At 48.4% G+C, this 19,961-nt stretch carries 11 protein-coding genes and 2 tRNA genes; 5 read left to right on the top strand and 8 right to left on the bottom strand.

Annotated elements, in window-relative coordinates; all coding sequences use genetic code 11:
• Nucleotides 1–73: 73 nt before the first annotated feature.
• From gltB (GT360_RS11725) to GT360_RS11745, 5 genes are all read left to right on the top strand, one after another.
• Nucleotides 74–4,612, top strand: coding sequence for a glutamate synthase large subunit (gene gltB, locus GT360_RS11725; RefSeq protein WP_164649052.1), 4,539 nt, complete (start codon nucleotides 74–76; stop codon nucleotides 4,610–4,612).
• Entirely contained in the window at nucleotides 4,612–6,081 is a 1,470-nt protein-coding gene (locus GT360_RS11730) for a glutamate synthase subunit beta (RefSeq protein WP_164649053.1), read from the top strand. Before gltB (GT360_RS11725) ends, GT360_RS11730 begins: the two co-directional genes overlap by 1 nt.
• A 318-nt stretch (nucleotides 6,082–6,399) precedes the next feature.
• Nucleotides 6,400–10,863, top strand: a complete 4,464-nt coding sequence (gene gltB / locus GT360_RS11735) for a glutamate synthase large subunit (RefSeq protein ID WP_164649054.1) — start codon at nucleotides 6,400–6,402, stop codon at nucleotides 10,861–10,863.
• Between the two features lie 26 nt (nucleotides 10,864–10,889).
• Complete coding sequence (locus GT360_RS11740; protein ID WP_164649055.1) at nucleotides 10,890–12,302, top strand: FAD-dependent oxidoreductase; 1,413 nt, start codon at nucleotides 10,890–10,892, stop codon at nucleotides 12,300–12,302.
• 15 nt (nucleotides 12,303–12,317) lie between these two features.
• On the top strand, nucleotides 12,318–12,749 hold the full coding sequence (locus tag GT360_RS11745; protein WP_164649056.1) for a DUF1499 domain-containing protein: 432 nt from the start codon (nucleotides 12,318–12,320) through the stop codon (nucleotides 12,747–12,749).
• Between the two features lie 97 nt (nucleotides 12,750–12,846).
• Here the strand turns inward: GT360_RS11745 and truB are convergent, their stop codons facing one another.
• The 8 genes from truB to secG all read right to left on the bottom strand — a co-directional run bounded on the left by truB (nucleotide 12,847) and on the right by secG (nucleotide 19,819).
• The gene (gene truB, locus GT360_RS11750; protein WP_164649057.1) at nucleotides 12,847–13,797 is read right to left on the bottom strand and encodes a tRNA pseudouridine(55) synthase TruB; all 951 of its coding nucleotides are present in this window, start codon (nucleotides 13,795–13,797) and stop codon (nucleotides 12,847–12,849) included.
• Entirely contained in the window at nucleotides 13,797–14,213 is a 417-nt protein-coding gene (gene rbfA, locus GT360_RS11755; RefSeq protein WP_164649058.1) for a 30S ribosome-binding factor RbfA, read from the bottom strand. Before rbfA ends, truB begins: the two co-directional genes overlap by 1 nt.
• 116 nt (nucleotides 14,214–14,329) lie before the next feature.
• Nucleotides 14,330–17,014 (bottom strand): translation initiation factor IF-2, encoded by a 2,685-nt coding sequence (gene infB / locus GT360_RS11760; protein ID WP_164649059.1) that lies wholly within the window; start codon nucleotides 17,012–17,014, stop codon nucleotides 14,330–14,332.
• A 21-nt stretch (nucleotides 17,015–17,035) separates the two neighbouring features.
• Nucleotides 17,036–18,523, bottom strand: a complete 1,488-nt coding sequence (gene nusA, locus GT360_RS11765) for a transcription termination factor NusA (protein WP_164649060.1) — start codon at nucleotides 18,521–18,523, stop codon at nucleotides 17,036–17,038.
• A gap of 39 nt (nucleotides 18,524–18,562) precedes the next feature.
• Nucleotides 18,563–19,018: a ribosome maturation factor RimP gene (gene rimP, locus GT360_RS11770; RefSeq protein ID WP_164649061.1), complete on the bottom strand. Its 456-nt coding sequence runs from the start codon at nucleotides 19,016–19,018 to the stop codon at nucleotides 18,563–18,565.
• Nucleotides 19,019–19,242: 224 nt separating this feature from the next.
• Nucleotides 19,243–19,319 (bottom strand) — tRNA-Met (locus tag GT360_RS11775).
• A 55-nt stretch (nucleotides 19,320–19,374) separates the two neighbouring features.
• A tRNA-Leu gene (locus GT360_RS11780) sits at nucleotides 19,375–19,458 on the bottom strand.
• A 25-nt stretch (nucleotides 19,459–19,483) separates the two neighbouring features.
• On the bottom strand, nucleotides 19,484–19,819 hold the full coding sequence (gene secG / locus GT360_RS11785) for a preprotein translocase subunit SecG (RefSeq protein ID WP_164649062.1): 336 nt from the start codon (nucleotides 19,817–19,819) through the stop codon (nucleotides 19,484–19,486).
• Nucleotides 19,820–19,961 lie beyond the last annotated feature (142 nt).

Here is a 19,961-nt window from a genome sequence, read left to right on the forward strand (position 1 = left end):
CCCTGTTTCTCACTTAAAGAGCAGGCAAACGTTTGGCTAAGTGCGTCCGTTTAGAAACTGGAAGGATGTATCTATGGTAGATAGAGAGCAAAGTGCACAGGGTCTTTATACTCCCGAGTTGGAGCATGATGCCTGTGGTATCGGTTTTGTTGCTCACCTAAAAAACCGTAAATCACATGATGTAGTGACTCAAGCACTCGATATGCTTGCACGTATGGAACACCGTGGTGGTCAAGGCTGCGATCCATGCTCAGGTGATGGTGCGGGTATACTGCTGCAAAAACCACATGAATTCTTATTAGAAGAAGCCGTTAAGCTTGGTATCAAGCTGCCTTCTTTTGAGAAGTATGGCGTCGGTGTCGTTCTGTTCCCGAAAGACGAACATAAACGCGCACAGTGCCGTGACATCTTAGAACGCAACGCAAGACGCCTTGAGTTAGACGTGATTGGCTACCGAGTTCTGCCAACAGATAACTCAATGATCGGCGCTGACCCGCTAAGCACCGAGCCGCAATTTGAACACGTTTTTGTATCAGGTGGCCCTGGTATTACCCCAGAAGAGCTAGAGCGTAAACTCTATGTACTGCGTAACTACACGGTTCGAGTATGTTTAGAAAGCGTGTCTAACATCGGTGACGACTTCTACATCAACTCAATGTCCTACAAGACGTTGGTGTATAAAGGTCAGCTAACCACAGAGCAAGTGCCTCAATACTTCCTCGATCTACAGAATCCAACGATGGTGACAGCACTCGCGCTCGTTCACTCTCGTTTCTCTACCAATACATTCCCGAAATGGCGTCTAGCACAGCCTTTCCGTTACATTGCTCACAACGGTGAAATTAACACAGTTCGCGGTAACCTGAACTGGATGAAAGCCCGTGAAGCAATCATCGAATCTGACCTGTTCACTCAGGCAGAGATCGACATGCTACTGCCTATTTGTCAGGAAGGCAGCTCAGATTCATCTAACTTCGATATGGCACTTGAGCTCCTAGTTCTCTCTGGTCGCAGCCTGCCACATGCGTTGATGATGATGATCCCTGAAGCATGGCAAGAAAACAAAAACATGGATCCAACTCGTCGTGCGTTCTATCAGTACCATGCGAACGTGATGGAACCATGGGATGGCCCGGCATCAGTCTGTTTCACCGACGGCGTTCAAGTTGGTGCAACCCTTGACCGTAACGGTCTGCGCCCTTCTCGCTACACAGTGACCAAAGATGACTTCCTCGTGATGGCATCTGAGTCTGGTGTGGTTGAGATCGAGCCAGAAAACGTTGAGTTCCGTGGTCGTCTTCAACCAGGTCGTATCTTCGTTGCCGACCTAGAGCAAGGCCGCATCATCTCTGATGAAGAAGTGAAAGATGGCATTGCATCAGCGCAACCCTACGAGAAATGGGTTGAAGAGAACCTACTGAGCCTGAAGAAGCTGCCAGAAGCGAGCAACGAGTTCAGCCAACCATCGCCAGAGAAGCTACTGCACAAGCAGCAAGCGTTCGGTGTGAGCTCAGAAGAGGTTAACGAAATCATCGTTCCTATGGCAAAAGACGGCAAAGAGCCACTTTCTGCAATGGGTGCCGACTGGCCGCTAGCGATTCTTTCGCACCAGTCACAACATCTATCAAACTACTTTAAGCAGCTGTTTGCTCAGGTAACTAACCCGCCAATCGACCCAATTCGTGAGCGTATGGTGATGTCTCTGAACACCTACCTAGGTAAGGATCAGAACCTATTGGCTGAGTCTCCAGAGCACTGTCAAAAGGTAGAGCTTGAGTCACCAGTTCTGTCTAACTCTGAGCTTGAGAAGCTACGTGCTATCGATAACGAGCACCTGCAAGCGAAGACATTAGACATCGTATTCCAAGCGAATGAAGATGAAGGCAAGCTAGAGCGCGCACTCAAGCGTATCTGTCAGTACGCAGAAGATGCAGTCGTTGATGGTTACTCAATCATCCTGCTAACAGACCGTGCGATTAACTCTAACCACGCAGCGATTCCTGCCATGCTGGCGGTTGGCGCGGTTCACCACCACCTAATCCGTAAGGGATTGCGTGCTAAGTGTGACATCGTGGTGGAAACGGGTGATGCTCGTGAAACGCACCACTTTGCAACGCTTGTGGGCTATGGTGCGAACGCCGTGAACCCATACCTCGTCATTGAAACTATGGTAGAGCTTCAGCGCACTAAGAAACTAGACCCTGAAGCAAGCATCAAAGAGCTGTTCGACAATTACCGCAATGCTATTAACGGCGGCCTGTTGAAGATTTTCTCGAAGATGGGTATCTCAACGCTACAGTCTTACCACGGCGCACAGATCTTTGAAGCACTGGGTGTTAGCAAGTCTGTGGTTGATAAATACTTCACGGGTACCGTTTCTCGAATCCAAGGTCTTACCATTGATGATATCGCGAAAGAAGTACTCGTCCGTCACCGTATTGGCTACCCAACACGTGAAATCCCTGTACAAGTACTTGATGTTGGTGGTGTTTACCAGTGGAAACAACGTGGTGAAAAACACCTGTTTAACCCTGAGACTATCTCGCTACTACAAGAATCGACACGTAACAAAGACTACGCTCAGTTCAAGAAGTACGCGAAAGCCGTTGATGACCAGGGCGATAACGCTGCAACGCTACGTAGCCAGCTAGATTTTGTTAAAAACCCAGCAGGCTCAATCCCGCTCGAAGAAGTTGAGCCAATCGAAAACATCCTTAAGCGTTTTGCAACAGGGGCAATGTCATTCGGTTCTATCTCGTACGAAGCACACTCAACGCTAGCGGTAGCAATGAACCGCATCGGCGCAAAATCGAACTCTGGTGAGGGTGGTGAAGACCCAACTCGTTTCGAGCGCAAAGAGAACGGTGATTGGGAACGCTCTGCAATCAAACAGGTGGCTTCAGGCCGTTTCGGTGTAACGTCTTACTACCTAACTAACGCAGATGAGCTACAGATCAAGATGGCTCAAGGCGCGAAACCAGGTGAAGGTGGTCAGCTACCAGGTGATAAGGTGGATGACTGGATCGGTGCAACACGTCACTCGACTCCAGGCGTAGGTCTAATCTCGCCACCGCCGCACCACGATATCTACTCAATCGAAGATTTGGCTCAGCTGATCTACGACTTGAAGAACGCAAACCGCGCAGGCCGCGTGAACGTGAAGCTGGTATCGGAAGCGGGTGTGGGTACCATCGCATCGGGTGTAGCAAAAGCAAAAGCTGACGTTGTACTGATCGCAGGTTTCGATGGCGGTACAGGTGCATCACCAATGTCGTCTATTCGTCACACAGGTCTACCTTGGGAGCTGGGTCTAGCGGAAACGCACCAAACGCTACTGAAGAATGGCCTACGTAACCGTATCGTGGTTCAGTCTGATGGTCAGATGAAGACGCCTCGTGACCTTGCAGTAGCAACGCTACTCGGTGCTGAGGAGTGGGGTGTAGCAACAGCAGCGCTCGTTGTTGAAGGCTGTATCATGATGCGTAAGTGTCATAAAAACACCTGTCCTGTGGGTATCGCAACTCAGAACAAGACACTACGTGAGCGCTTCGATGGCCGCGTAGAAGACGTCGTGACCTTCTTCCAATACATGGCAGAAGGTCTACGCGAAGTTATGGCTGAGCTTGGTTTCCGTACTATCGATGAGATGGTAGGTCAGTCGCACAAACTGAAAGTTCGTGAAGACATTACTCACTGGAAATACAAGAACCTAGACCTGTCTCCTGTGCTGCACATCGAGCAAGCACGTGAAGATGATGGCGTGTTCAACCAAACAGAGCAAAACCACAACCTAGAAGAGGTTCTTGACCGTAAGTTGATTCAAGCAGCCATTCCTGCGCTTGAGAAGGGCGAAGCCGTGAACGCTGAGTTCCCGATCATCAATACGGACCGTTCTGCAGGTACCATGCTGTCGAACGAAATCTCAAAAGTTTACAAAGACGCTGGTCTACCACAGCCAATGAACGTGAAATTCAATGGCTCTGCAGGTCAATCATTTGGTGCTTTCCTTGCCAAAGGCGTGAAGTTCGAAGTGGAAGGCGATGCGAATGACTACTGGGGTAAAGGCCTCTCTGGCGGTACGCTCGTGCTCTATCCTAATGCGAAGTCCACCATTGTCGCTGAAGACAATATCGTAGTCGGTAACGTCTGTTTCTACGGTGCAACCTCAGGTGAATCCTATATCCGTGGTATGGCTGGTGAACGTTTCTGTGTTCGAAACTCTGGTGCGAAAGTGGTCGTTGAAGGTGTTGGTGATCACGGTTGTGAGTACATGACTGGTGGTGTTGCCGTTATCCTTGGCTCTACTGGCCGCAACTTTGCAGCAGGCATGAGTGGCGGTGTCGCGTATGTTTGGGATAAGTCTGGTGATTTTGAGTCCAAGCTAAACCCTGAACTGGTTGACCTAGATCCAATCGAACAAGAAGATAGAGAATTACTACTCGACATGTTGACTAAGCATGTTGAATTCACAGGAAGTGAAGTTGCTCAGTCTTTCCTAGACAACTTTGAAGCAAGCCTTGCATCACTGGTGAAAGTTATGCCACGTGATTACAAAGCAGTGCTACAAAAGCGCAAGGCACAAGCAGAGCAAGCAGAAGTGGAGGCCGTATAATGGGTAAGCCTACTGGATTTTTAGAACATGGTCGTGAGCTTCCGAAGAAGCTCGACCCATCTGTTCGTATCGAAAACAACAAAGAGTTTGTTCTCAACGAAGAGTTTGGTGACAAGATCAATACTCAAGCATCGCGTTGTATGGACTGTGGTGTCCCTTTCTGTCACAGCGGTTGTCCGATTGGTAACATCATTCCTGAGTTTAACGATGCAGTGTATCGTGATAGTTGGGAAGAGGCTTGGAACATCTTAAGTTCTACCAATAACTTCCCTGAGTTCACAGGCCGTGTTTGTCCTTCTCCTTGTGAAAGTGCGTGTGTGTTGGGTATTAACCAAGACCCAATCACTATCTGTAACATCGAGAAAACCATCGTAGAAACTGCGTACCGTGAAGGGTACGCTAAACCTAAGACACCTCGCTCGCGCACTGGTAAAACAGTGGCGATTATCGGCTCTGGCCCAGCAGGTCTTGCCGCGGCAGAGCAGCTCAATAGTGCGGGTCACTCTGTGACGGTCTTTGAGCGCGATGAAAAAGTGGGCGGTCTACTGCGCTTTGGTATCCCAGATTTCAAACTGGGTATGGATGTGATTGATCGTAAGATCAATCTCATGGCAGAAGCGGGCGTTGAATTCAAAGTGAACCAGCACGTTGGTGTTGACGTGAATGCAGCTCAGCTTCGTCAAGAGTTCGATGTCGTGCTACTGACTGGCGGTTCAACGGTTCCTCGCGATCTTCCAGTTCCAGGTCGCGAACTGCAAGGCGTCCATTTTGCGATGGAGTTCTTAGGTCAAAACAACCGCCGTGCGAACAACATGGATCTTAAGGGTGAAGAAATTCACGCTAAAGACAAACATGTTGTAGTTATCGGTGGTGGTGATACGGGTTCTGACTGTGTGGGCACGTCTAACCGTCACAAAGCAGCAAGTGTGACTCAGGTTGAGATCATGCCGATTCCACCAGAGAAGCGTCCTGCGAATATGCCTTGGCCTCAGTATCCGATGATCATGAAAACCACCACTTCGCACGAAGAAGGTTGTGATCGTCACTGGAACATCCTGACCAAAGAGTTCATCGGCAACGATGAAGGTCAGGTAACGGGTCTACGTATCGCGGACATCGTATGGAAAGACGCTGCGCCAGGTGAGCGCCCTACTTTTGAAGAAGTGGCTAACTCTGAGCGTGTGATTCCGTGTGATATGGCCTTCTTAGCAATGGGCTTCCTACATCCAGAGCCGACGGGCGTACTTGCTCAGCTAGATATCAAGCTCGACGAGCGCGGTAATGTTGCAACCGAAGATTTTGCAACCAACCAGAAAGGTGTATTTGCCGCAGGTGATATGCGTACCGGCCAATCACTGGTTGTACGTTGTATCAATGAAGGTCGTGAATGTGCGATTGCCATTGATAGTTACCTAATGGGCAACTCAAACCTTGAAGCTAAAGCCAACTCGATGATGCTTTCAGCTTAAACTATAGATTCCTTCCATTTTAATTTGACCAGCCAGTTGGCTGGTCTTTTTTTGTCTGCAATTCAATATTGAATACATTTTGCGCCGTTCAAAATACTTGACCTCAATGGGCTCTAGATATAGGTTGTTAAATCGACAATTATTTATACAACATTTTTTTTACATACAAATTCAACACAAATGAAGGTTTATACCCTCATTTGTGTGCGCTCAGACAAGGCAGTAAACGGATTCATCTTCAACACACAATGCAATTCGTCACCGTCACATGAGCAGACCAACCCTGCATGGATGCAGGAAGCAAAGGGAGAGTTTGCAATGGCGTTATATGACCCCTCATTGGACAAAGACAATTGTGGCTTTGGCTTAATCGCTCATATGCAAGGCGAAACCAGCCACAAGCTAGTGCGCACCGCCATATATGCACTCGATAGAATGACCCACCGAGGTGGTATTGCCGCCGATGGAAAAACCGGTGATGGTTGCGGTTTATTACTGCAAAAGCCGGACTCTTACTTACGGCTGATCGCATCAGAGCAAGGATTCAATCTGGGCAAGCAGTATGCAATAGGCATGATCTTCTTTAGCCAAGACCCAATCAAAGCCCAATCAGCCAAAGACATTATCAATCGAGAACTGGCGCAAGAAACACTCACTGTTTCCGGCTGGCGAGACGTACCAACAAACTCTGACGTACTGGGCCCGATTGCCGCGAACTCGCTGCCTAATATCCAACAAGTGTTCATCTCGGCCCCGGCAGGCTGGCGCGAGAAAGACATTGAGCGCCGTCTATACATTGCCAGAAGAAGAATTGAAAAACAGATTACTGACGACAGCGACTTCTATATTTGTAGCCTCTCCACTCAGGTGATCGTCTACAAAGGCCTGTGTATGCCCGCCGATCTACCTCGCTTCTACCTTGATCTTGCTGATCTTCGCATGGAGTCTGCGATCTGCCTATTTCACCAAAGGTTCTCCACGAATACTCAACCTCGTTGGCCTCTTGCTCAACCATTTCGTTATCTGGCACACAATGGTGAGATCAACACTATTGAAGGTAATCGTCAGTGGGCTCGTGCTCGTGCCTATAAGTTCTCGTCCCCCCTGCTGCCCGACTTGCAAACTGCAGCCCCTTTCGTTAACGAGGTAGGCTCTGACTCTTCGAGCCTGGACAATATGCTAGATCTGTTCTTAGCCGGTGGCATGGATATCTTCCGCGCAATGCGCATGCTTGTGCCACCAGCTTGGCAAAACCACCCGGATATGGACGACGATCTTCGCGCCTTTTATGACTTTAACTCCAAGCATATGGAGCCTTGGGACGGCCCTGCGGGTATTGTCCTGTCGGATGGACGCTATGCCGCCTGCAATCTTGATCGCAACGGTTTGCGACCCGCTCGCTATGTGATCACCAAAGACAGCCTTATTACCCTCGCTTCAGAGGTAGGCATTTGGGATTATGCGCCAGATGAAGTCTCCACCAAAGGGCGTGTGGGCCCCGGTGAGCTGCTAGTGGTCGATACCAAGCAAGGCAAACTCTGGCAGTCTGAAGAGATCGATCACGATCTTAAGTCGCGACATCCCTATAAAGAGTGGATGACCAACAATGTTCAATCCCTCAAACCGCTGAGTGAACTCAGTGATGAGTCAGTCGGTGCTCGCAGCTTTGATGACCACCTGCTCGCCACATATCAAAAGCAGTTTGCGATGACCAATGAAGAGGTCAATCAAGTCCTGTTAGTGCTAGGAGATATGGGACAAGAGGCCGTGGGCTCGATGGGTGATGACACACCAATGGCCGTGCTCTCATCAAAAGAGAGGCTCGTGACGGACTATTTTCGCCAAAAATTTGCCCAGGTGACAAACCCACCAATAGACCCACTGCGCGAAAAGCACGTGATGTCGCTGGCGACGAGTATCGGCCAAGAGATGAATGTCTTTTGTGAAACCGATGGCCACGCTCATCGCGTGACATTTAACTCTCCGGTGCTGCTCTACTCTGACATGCAGCAGCTATTAGAGCTCGGTGATGAACACTACCGCAACACCATCCTAGACATTAACTACGATCCACAAATCCACTCTCTTGAGCAGGCCATAAACATGTTATGCGACAAAGCACAACAAGTGGTTCGTGACGGCTCTGTGCTGGTTGTCCTCTCTGACCGCGCATTAGTTAGAGGCAAACTACCGATACCTGCAGCTATGGCTGTAGGCGCTGTTCAGCGCAGCCTAACCGAGGCCAATTTACGTTGTGATGCCAACATCGTGATAGAAACAGCTACAGCTCGAGATCCGCACCAATTTGCAGTATTGCTTGGGTTTGGCGCGACCGCCGTCTATCCATACCTAGCCTATGAAACCTTGAGCAAATCGATAGATATTGGCGCTTTAGACAAAAGCTACCGTGAGGTCATGACCAACTATCAATCAGGAATCAACAAAGGTCTGTATAAAATCATGTCCAAGATGGGGATCTCGACCGTTGCTTCCTATCGTTGCTCACAGCTGTTTGAGGCCGTAGGACTGAGCCAAGCCGTTGTAGATACGTGCTTTAAGGGCGTGACAACGCGTATTCAAGGCGCTGATTTCGAGGACTTTCAGCAAGACCTTCTCAACCTCTCTCGCAAAGCTTGGGCCAAACGTAAATCAATTGAACATGGCGGCCTGCTCAAATATGTACATGGTGGCGAGTATCATGCCTACAATCCTGATGTCGTCGGCACGCTGCAAACTGCGGTGAAATCGGGTGATAATCACGACTACCGCTCTTTTGCCCAGCAAGTCAATCAACGACCTATCGCGACCTTACGCGATCTGCTCAAACTCAAGCCTGCACAAGAGCCACTTCAACTTGAGAAAATTGAGCCAACGAGCGAGTTATTCAAACGCTTTGATTCTGCAGCCATGTCAATTGGCGCGCTCAGCCCAGAAGCTCATGAAGCACTAGCCATGGCGATGAACCATCTGGGTGGTTATTCAAACTCAGGTGAAGGGGGCGAAGACCCGCGTCGCTTCGGCACCAATCGTAATTCACGCATCAAACAGGTCGCATCAGGGCGCTTCGGAGTAACACCACACTACCTCACCAATGCTGATGTTCTACAGATAAAAGTCGCCCAAGGCGCTAAACCTGGAGAGGGTGGCCAGCTTCCTGGACATAAGGTCACCGCAGAGATCGCAAAACTTAGGTACTCCGTGCAAGGAGTGACACTCATTTCGCCGCCCCCACACCATGACATCTACTCTATTGAAGACTTAGCCCAGCTCATTTTCGACCTTAAGCAGGTCAACCCCAATGCCTTAGTATCCGTCAAACTGGTCTCTGAGCCAGGCGTTGGCACTATCGCTACCGGCGTCGCCAAAGCTTATGCTGACCTAATTACCATTTCTGGCTACGACGGCGGTACCGCAGCAAGCCCACTGACATCGGTGAAATACGCGGGTAGCCCTTGGGAACTCGGTTTAGCAGAGACGCAGCAAGCACTTGTCGTTAATGGGCTACGTCATAAAATTCGTCTGCAGGTAGACGGGGGATTAAAGACCGGATTAGATGTGGTCAAAGCCGCAATACTCGGTGCCGAGAGCTTCGGCTTTGGCACGGCTCCAATGGTTGCTATGGGCTGCAAGTTCCTACGAATCTGCCACCTTAACAACTGTGCGACCGGTGTGGCCACTCAAGATGAAACCCTGCGTCGTGAGTACTTTAAAGGGTTACCCGATATGGTGGTCAACTACTTCACTGGCCTTGCTGAAGAGGTTCGTGAGCTGCTCGCTCTGCTCGGTGTAGAGAAGCTCACAGACCTGATTGGTCGTACTGATCTATTGGAAGCGCTTGATGGTTACACCGCTAAGCAAACCAAACTCGACCTATCTGATATTATCACCAAGCCAGAGTCCCCTGAAGGACATCCACTGTACTGGACTGAGCCAAACACTCCCTTTGATAAAGGCGCGCTAAACCAAACGATTCTCGACAATGCATTAGTAGCAGTTGAAAACCAACACAGCGCTCATCTGTTCTACCATGTGATCAATACTGACCGCTCGATTGGGGCTCGTCTATCTGGTGAAATCGCCAAACGTTACGGTAATCAGGGAATGGCTGCGACGCCGATAAAAATTCATCTCGATGGTACTGCAGGCCAGTCTTTCGGCGTGTGGAACGCTGGCGGAGTCGAGCTTTACCTAACGGGTGATGCGAACGACTATGTTGGTAAGGGCATGGCTGGAGGCAAGCTCGTCATCAAGCCCCACCTAGGCACTGCTTTTCACTGCCATGAAGCCTCTATCATTGGTAATACCTGCCTGTATGGTGCAACAGGAGGCAAACTGTTTGCAGCAGGTCTTGCTGGAGAACGCTTTGGTGTACGTAACTCGGGTACTATCGCTGTTATCGAAGGCGCGGGTGACAATGCTTGTGAGTATATGACTGGTGGTATCGTCGCTATTTTGGGGGCAACAGGGGTTAACTTTGGCGCAGGGATGACCGGGGGCTTTGCCTATGTCATGGACCAAAATAGTGAGTTTGCTGGCAGAGTCAACACCGAGTCTGTAGAGGCCATTGCCCTATCCGACCTCAATATTCACCAAGAGCATCTGCGTGGTCTGATCGCCGAGCATCTCGAAGAGACAGGCTCAGCCCATGCTGAAGCCATCTTAGCCAACTTTGATGAGTGGATTCCGAAGTTTTACCTCGTCAAACCCAAAGCAGCTGATCTCAACACCCTGCTTGGTCATCAGAGTCGAAGCGCCGCTGAACTGCGCGTTCAAGCCCAATAGTTGAGTTATCAAGGAGGATAATGATTATGAGCCAGAATGTTTACCAGTTTATTGATGTTCAGCGCGTAGACCCAGCGAAAAAGCCGATTAAGATTCGTAAAATTGAGTTTGTTGAAATCTATGAACCGTTTACCAAACAACAGGCGACTGCTCAAGCAGACCGCTGCCTGGATTGTGGTAACCCCTATTGTGAGTGGAAATGCCCGGTTCACAACTACATTCCGCAGTGGTTAAAGCTGGCTAATGAGGGTCGTATCATTGAAGCTGCAGAGCTCTCCCACCAAACCAACAGCCTGCCTGAGGTCTGTGGGCGAGTGTGCCCTCAAGATCGCCTCTGTGAGGGCTCATGCACCCTCAACGATGACTTTGGCGCCGTCACCATAGGCAATATTGAGAAATACATTACGGACAAAGCATTTGAGTTGGGCTGGAAGCCTGACATGTCGCAAGTAGAGTGGACAGATAAAAAAGTCGCCATCATTGGCGCTGGTCCTGCAGGACTTGCCGCTGCAGATATTCTAGTGCGCAATGGCGTCAAACCGGTCGTATTTGATCGCTACTCTGAAATTGGGGGGCTACTTACCTTTGGCATTCCCTCCTTCAAACTTGAAAAAGGGGTCATGGAAAATCGCCGTCGTATTTTTACAGAGATGGGGATCGAGTTTCAGCTCAATATCGAGGTAGGCAAAGATATCCACATGCAACAGCTCGTGGACGACTATGACGCCGTTTTTCTAGGGGTTGGCACATACAAAAATATGCGCGCTGGCTTAGCCAATGAAGATGCCCCAGGCGTTTATGACGCTCTCCCCTTCTTGATCTCCAACACTTATAAGGTCATGGGCCTTGATGATAGCAAGCCGTTTATCGATATGGCGGGCAAAAAGGTCGTGGTTCTTGGTGGCGGTGATACTGCGATGGACTGCGTGCGTACATCGATTCGTCAAAGTGCTAGCAGTGTTATTTGTGCCTACCGTCGAGATGAAGAGAACATGCCGGGCTCGCGCAGAGAGGTGAAGAACGCACGCGAAGAAGGCGTCAATTTTATGTTCAATCTTCAGCCTATCTCCATTGAAGTCGATAGCCAAGGCAAAGCAATTGGCGTTAAAGTAGTAAAAACCGCACTGGGCGACCCCGATACAGCAGGCCGTCGCCGACCTGAGCCCGTACCAGGCAGTGAGCATATCTTAGCGGCAGATGCGATTATCATGGCGTTTGGTTTCCAACCCCATCAGATGAGCTGGCTTGAGCCTTATGGTGTTGAGATAGATCAGTGGGGTCGCATCAAAGCCAGTCATGAACAGGAGTTTCAATATCAAACCACCAATGAAAAGATCTTTGCTGGCGGTGATGCCGTACGAGGGTCAGATTTAGTGGTAACAGCGATTGATGAAGGTCGAAAAGCCGCCGAAGGCATTCTCGACTATTTGGATGTCTAAAACAGGAAATGAATAATGAAAAACAGTGCTCTCATTGCTGTGATGGCGTTTACGCTAACAGCATGCAGTCAAGGAGTTGAACAGATGAGCGATCGCACAGCCAGCCCATGTGGTGATAAACCCAATTGTGTCTCAACAATCGACAACAGAGAGAAACACAGCATTGCCCCATACACTCTCAAGGCGGATACAACCATCGATGATATTGAGTCGATTGCCCTAACCTTAGCTGGAGCAAAAACGGCTGAAAAGGAAGGCAATTACTTACGTATCGAGTGCACCTCTAAAATCATGCGCTTTGTTGATGATCTTGAGTTAAAAATAGAGGGCAATAACCTTGTGGTACGCTCGGAGTCACGCACCGGTTACTCAGACTTTGGAGTTAACCGCAAGCGAGCCAATGAGCTGCGCAGTAAGCTTAAAGACGCGAACCTACTCGCACTATAGAGGCCGCTTTCTAGGGTTCGGACCAAACAAAAAGCCGAAGCAATTCTACACAAGAATAGACTTCGGCTTTATTGTCATAAACTCAGCAAGCTTTTGACTAAGACTCTACTTCGTCGCGAAATACAACTAGACGCTTAGGGGCCACTTTGCCATCTTTGTTTACTTCAGCAACCCCAATGAAAAGCTTCTCTTCACCGGAAGTCATACGCAGTGGCGTCCCTTCTGGAGCCCCAAACACCTGTACTGGCATCCCATGTTGAACTAAATCCGTGAGCTCAGCATTAAGATTGACCTCTGGCAGATCTTGAACAGCGGTATCCATTGGCATCAGCAGTGGGTCAAGCAACTCTTTCGGAGCTTTCTCTTCGCGATGTGCTTGCTCAAGCAACTCGTTCAGCTGCTCTAGGGTCACCATCTTCTCATACGGATACTTAGCAACACCCGTACGGCGTAGCATGGTTACGTGTGCACCACAGCCCAGCATCTCTCCCAGATCATCAACGATAGTACGAATGTAAGTCCCTTTCGAGCAGTGGACTTCCATCTCTACTTCATCACCCTCAAAGCGATGTAGAATGATCTCGTAAACCGTGATTTTACGCGCTTCACGTGGTACTTCGATACCTTGACGAGCATACTCATAGAGTGGCTTACCTTGATATTTCAGTGCAGAGAACATCGATGGTACTTGATCTGATTCACCACGGAACTGATCAATGCACGCTTCCAGTTTCTCAAGCTTGACATCCACTGGGCGAGTCTCAACCAGTTCACCATCTGAATCAGAGGTATTGGTACGCTCACCTAGCTTAGCGATCACTCGGTACCGCTTATCAGAGTCAAGAAGGAACTGAGAGAACTTGGTCGCTTCACCAAGACAGATAGGCAACATGCCCGTCGCAAGTGGGTCAAGAGCCCCTGTGTGTCCCGCTTTTTCAGCAAAGTAGATACGCTTTACTTTCTGAAGCGCATCATTTGATGAAATACCTGTTGGTTTATCTAGCAGGATAACACCGTTAATTGGACGACCTTTACGACGACGAGCCATTACTTCTCTTCTCCTTCAGAAGGCTGCTCATCAGAGCGACCTGCTTCTTCGAGCTTACGCTTATCTTCGTTGACAACTTCAGTCACTAGGTTAGACATACGCATACCATCAACCAAAGTGTTGTCGTAGTAAAAGCGGACCTCTGGCGTTAGGCGCAGACGAATGCGCTTACCTAGCATCATGCGAATGTGAACTTCGTGCTCACGCAATGCCGCTAGACAAGATTCAGGTGTCTGTTCACCGACACATAGGAAGGTAACGAACACTTTTACATACGCAAGGTCACGAGATACCTCAACGTCAGAAATAGTGACCATTCCAAGGCGCGAGTCACGAACTTCGCGCTGAAGAATCATAGCAAGCTCTTTCTGTAGCTGCTGGCCTACACGCTGTGTGCGGCTAAATTCTTTTGACATAATATTTACTCTTATTAGCAAGAATGGGGGGATGGTAAATACCAGCCCCCCATGGTGTATTCAACAACCCATCACTAAGTATCTCAATACAAGATAACTTTAGTCATGTTTGTCCATTAGTCTAGAGTACGTTTAACTTCGACAATCTCGAATACTTCGATTTGGTCACCAACGCGAACATCATTGTAGTTCTTAACGCCGATACCACATTCGTAGCCGTTCTTAACTTCTTGAACGTCATCTTTAAAGCGACGTAGTGATTCTAGCTCACCTTCGTAGATAACAACGTTGTCGCGCAGTACGCGAATTGGGTTGTTACGCTTGATAACACCTTCCGTTACCATACAACCAGCGATTGCGCCCAGTTTTGGTGACTTAAATACGTCACGTACTTCAGCAAGACCAATGATCTCTTGCTTGAATTCTGGAGCAAGCATACCGCCCATTGCTTGTTTCACTTCGTCAATCAATTGGTAAATGATTGAGTAGTAACGTAGGTCAACACTTGCAGCTTCAATCGCACGACGAGCTGATGCATCAGCACGTACGTTAAAGCCAAGGATGATAGCGTTAGATGCTTCAGCAAGTACTGCATCAGTCTCAGTGATACCACCAACACCAGAACCAACGATGTTCACTTTCACTTCGTCAGTAGATAGTTTCAGTAGTGAGTCAGCGATTGCTTCAACAGAGCCCTGTACGTCAGCTTTCAGTACGACGTTTAGCTCAGCAACTTCACCAGCAGCCATGTTAGAGAACATGTTCTCAAGTTTAGATTTCTGCTGACGAGCAAGTTTCACTTCACGGAACTTACCAGCACGGTAGTTTGCTACTTCACGAGCTTTACGCTCATCACGTACTACTGTTGCTTCATCACCTGATGCTGGAACACCAGATAGACCTAGAATCTCAACCGGGATAGATGGACCCGCTTCTGTGATCTCTTTACCTAGTTCATCACGCATTGCACGAACACGGCCGTATTCTTGACCACAAAGAACGATGTCGCCCTTGTTTAGCGTACCAGATTGAACCAGTACTGTTGCTACTGGACCGCGACCTTTGTCTAGACGAGATTCAACAACAACACCTGAAGCCATGCCTTCAGCAACCGCTGTTAGCTCAAGTACTTCAGATTGAAGTAGGATTGCTTCTAGAAGACCGTCGATGTTTGTACCCTGTTTCGCAGAGATGTGAACGAACATGTTGTCACCGCCCCACTCCTCTGGAATAACGTCATACTGAGCAAGTTCATTTTTAACGTTATCTGGGTTCGCATCTTCTTTATCGATCTTGTTCACAGCAACGATTAGAGGCACTTCAGCCGCTTTCGCGTGTTGGATAGCTTCAACCGTTTGTGGCATTACGCCATCGTCTGCTGCAACCACAAGAACAACGATATCTGTCGCTTGAGCACCACGAGCACGCATTGCGGTAAACGCCGCGTGTCCAGGAGTATCAAGGAAGGTAATCATACCGTTGTCAGTTTCTACGTGGTAAGCACCGATGTGCTGTGTAATACCACCCGCTTCGCCTGAAGCAACGTGTGTACGACGGATGTAGTCAAGCGTCGATGTCTTACCGTGGTCAACGTGACCCATGATAGTCACAACTGGTGCACGTGGAGACACTTCTGCATCGTTGTCACGATCAGACAGTACAGCTTCTTCTAGCTCGTTCTCTTTACGTAGAATAACCTTGTGACCCATCTCTTCTGCGACAAGTTGAGCAGTTTCTTGGTCAATCACTTGGTTGATGGTTGCCATCGCACCCATCTTCATCATTACTTTGATAACTTCTGTTGCTTTCACTGCCATCTTGTTAGCAAGTTCAGAAACAACAACCGTTTCACCGATAACAACGTCTTGCTTCGCTACTGTCGCTGACTTGTCAAAGCCATGCTGCATTGAAGTTGGTTTCGCTAGCTTACCTTTGTTACGGCCTTTGCCGCCACGTTGGTTGCGACCACCGCGTGGGTTGTCATCGCGAGCTGGCTTCTTCTTCTTACGACGGTTACCGCCTTCTTCTTTACGGTCTGCTGCATCTTCAGCTTCACGCGCATAAGTAGAAGTTGTCACATGGTAATCAGAGTTTTCTAGCTCTTTCTTCTTGGTCTCTTCTTCTGACCAACGAGCTTCGTTTTCTTCTGCAAGTTTACGCGCTTCTTCAACAAGCTTCGCTGCTTCTTGTTCCGCTTTACGTTGCGCTTCTTCTTCCTGACGGCGTTTTAGCTCATCAGCTTCTTTCTTCGCTTGCGTATTTGCATCCGCATTTTTTGCATTCATTTCTTTCTTGGCCTTTTCAGCTTGGGCGCGTTTTGCCTTTTCTTCAGCTTCACGTTTTGCATCCGCTTCTCGTTTCGCTTTTTCTTCGGCTTCGCGCTGTGCTTTCTCTGCAGCTTCGCGTTTGGCTTGTTCTTCAGCCTCACGTTTCGCAAGCTCTTCAGCTTCACGTTTTGCTGCTTCCTCAGCCTCACGTTTTGCATCGTCTTCGATAGTGCTGCGCTTCACGTATGTGCGCTTCTTACGCACTTCTACTTGAACGTCCTTACTCTTGCCGCCACCTGCTGCAACACTTAGCGTGCTGCGAGTCTTACGTTGCAGCGTAAGTCGTGTTGGTTCAGATTCGCCCGACGTATCGCCGTGCTCTTTTTTCAGGTGAGAGAGAAGTTGTTGCTTCTCATCTTCCGTAACGATATCCGTGTCTGCTTTCTTCATGCCTGCATCAGCAAGTTGTTCTACTAAGCGCTCAACTGGTGTACCAATCTCTTCGCTTAAAGCTTTAACTGTGACTTCTGTCATATAGCTCCCTCCTCGCTGAAATTATGCTTCTTCGCCAAACCAACAGATGTTACGCGCAGCCATAATTAGCTCGCCCGCACGCTCGTCAGTTAGGCCTTCAATACCTTCTAGATCATCAATACCTTGGTCTGCTAGGTCTTCAAGTGTTGCTACACCTTTAGCAGCAAGTTTGAATGCCATTTCACGCTCTAGACCCTCTAGGCCTAGTAGGTCTTCTGCTGGCTCTAGACCATCGAAAGACTCTTCTTGCGCCAGAGCTAGTGTCGTTAGTGCGTCTTTGGCACGGCTACGTAGCTCCTCTACTAGACCTTCGTCAAGACCGTCAACTTCTAGTAGTTCGTTTACTGGTACGTAAGCAACTTCTTCTAGCGTTGAGAAGCCTTCTTCAACTAGCAGTTCAGCAAAGTCTTGCTCGATATCTAGGTGCTTCATGAAGTTCTCAATTGAAGCTTGAGACTCTTCTTGGTGTTTCTTCTGCAGATCTTCAACCGTCATTACGTTTAGAGTCCAGCCAGTTAGCTGAGACGCTAGACGAACGTTTTGACCAGAACGGCCAATCGCTTGCGCTAGGTTGTCTGCTTCAACAGCGATGTCCATTGAGTTTGCATCTTCATCAACGATGATAGAAGCAACGTCTGCTGGTGCCATTGCATTGATAACAAATTGTGCTGGGTTATCGTCCCAAAGAACGATATCGATACGCTCACCGCCTAGGTCACCAGAAACAGCTTGTACACGTGCACCACGCATACCTACACACGCGCCTACTGGATCAATACGCTTATCGTTGGTTTTAACCGCGATTTTTGCGCGAGAACCTGGATCACGTGCAGCACCTTTTAGTTCAATTAGCTCTTCGCCAATCTCTGGTACTTCAACACGGAATAGTTCCGCAAGCATCTCTGGCTTAGAACGAGTGATGAACAGTTGGAAACCACGAGCTTCAGGAGCAACTTTGTAAAGAAGACCACGAACACGGTCGCCCGGACGGAAGTTTTCACGAGGAAGTTGATCATCACGCAAGATAACCGCTTCAGCATTGTTACCTAGGTCGAGGATAACCGTGTCACGGTTAACTTTCTTAACGATACCTGTTACTAGCTCACCTTCGTTGTCGATGAACTGCTCAACGATTTGAGCACGCTCAGCTTCACGTACTTTCTGCACGATAACTTGCTTCGCTGTCTGTGTCGTAATACGGTCGAAAGTCACTGACTCGATGTCATCTTCGATGAAACCACCCACTTCGATTGTCTCATCTTCGTAGCGTGCAGCTTCTAGAGAGATCTCGCGAGTTGGGCTTTCAACTTCTTCTACTACTTCCCAGCGACGGAAAGTTTCAAATTCACCCGTTTTACGGTCAATTTCCACACGAACTTCAATTTCGAATTCGTACTTTTTCTTAGTAGAAGTTGCTAGTGCCGTTTCAAGCGCTTCAAAAATACGCTCGCGAGGTACCGCTTTCTCGTTAGAAACCGCTTCAACTACCGCTAAAATTTCTTTGCTCATTTTTATCTAGCCTCTTAAGCTTAAATGTCTCGTGGAGAACTAAAATTTAGGAATGATGTTGGCTTTAGAAATATTGCTCAACACAAACTCTTCGTTCTGTCCATCAACAGTTAACGTGATGTTATCGCCATCAACTGAGTGGATAGTGCCCTTCCACTTGCGACGGTTGCCAACAGCCATATTTAGTACGAGGTTAACCTCTTGACCAATATGTTGCTCATAGTGAGCAGCTTTAAATAATGGTCGATCAAGTCCAGGAGAAGATACCTCTAAGCTATAAGCGACAGAGATAGGATCTTCAACATCCATAACTGCACTCACTTGGTGGCTTACTTCCGCACAATCATCAACATTAATTCCATTTTCGTGATCAATAAAGATACGTAATGTTGAGTGTTGGCCAGCACGAATAAACTCGATGCCTACCAGTTCGTAACCTGAAGCCTCTACCGGCGCTTCAAGCATTTCAATCAGCTGTCGCTCTAAACCTGTCATTTAGACGTTCTCCAGAAACAAAAAAAGGGCATAAGAGCCCAATTTAAATTCCATGCATTACCTGAATTCACAAAATTCAGATAACAAAAAACCCCGAAAAGTCGGGGTTTTTTGTTGCTGGACCCTGATAGATTGAGTATGACTCAATCCGCAGTGACTCGCACTGCCAAACTTGCAACATCTTAATGCTGAAACAATCATCGATTGACTCATCCACTAAGAATTGGTTGCGGGGGCCGGATTTGAACCGACGACCTTCGGGTTATGAGCCCGACGAGCTACCAAGCTGCTCCACCCCGCGTCCGACTTGCTGAGCATTATACGCTCAAGCCTGCTTTTTACAAGTTTGTAAAACATGGTGCCGAGAGAGGGACTCGAACCCTCACACCAAAGGCACCAGCACCTCATGCTGGCGTGTCTACCAATTTCACCATCTCGGCATAGAGTTAATTAAAACTCAAATTCTTATTGTGGGATCTCATCACCGCTTTCAGCAGGGATATCACTCACAGCGTCATCAGCTTGCTGGATAACTTGACCTTGACTTGGGTCAATCCAGTCTGACTCAGGTTTATGTGTTGACATATTACCTAGAGCCAAGCTAATCACGAAAAATACTGTCGCACAAAGTGCTGTCATACGTGTTAGGAAGTTACCTGAACCCGTTGCACCAAACACAGTGTTTGAAGCACCAGAGCCAAAAGAAGCTCCCATATCTGCGCCTTTACCTTGTTGAATCAACACAAGGCCAATGACACCAAGCGCCGCCAACAGATAAATCACAAGTAGAACCTGAAACATATTTTCCACCTATGTCTAAATTGTTCAGCTAAATACGCTTTGCGTTCAATTGAGATGAACGTCAGCGTCATTCAAGCGACCTCCTCATTGAAGGCGGAGGCAATACTAGCCGAAGCAATATACTCTGACAAGAGATATTTAA

This window comes from Vibrio astriarenae (assembly GCF_010587385.1).
Lineage (GTDB): Bacteria > Pseudomonadota > Gammaproteobacteria > Enterobacterales > Vibrionaceae > Vibrio > Vibrio astriarenae.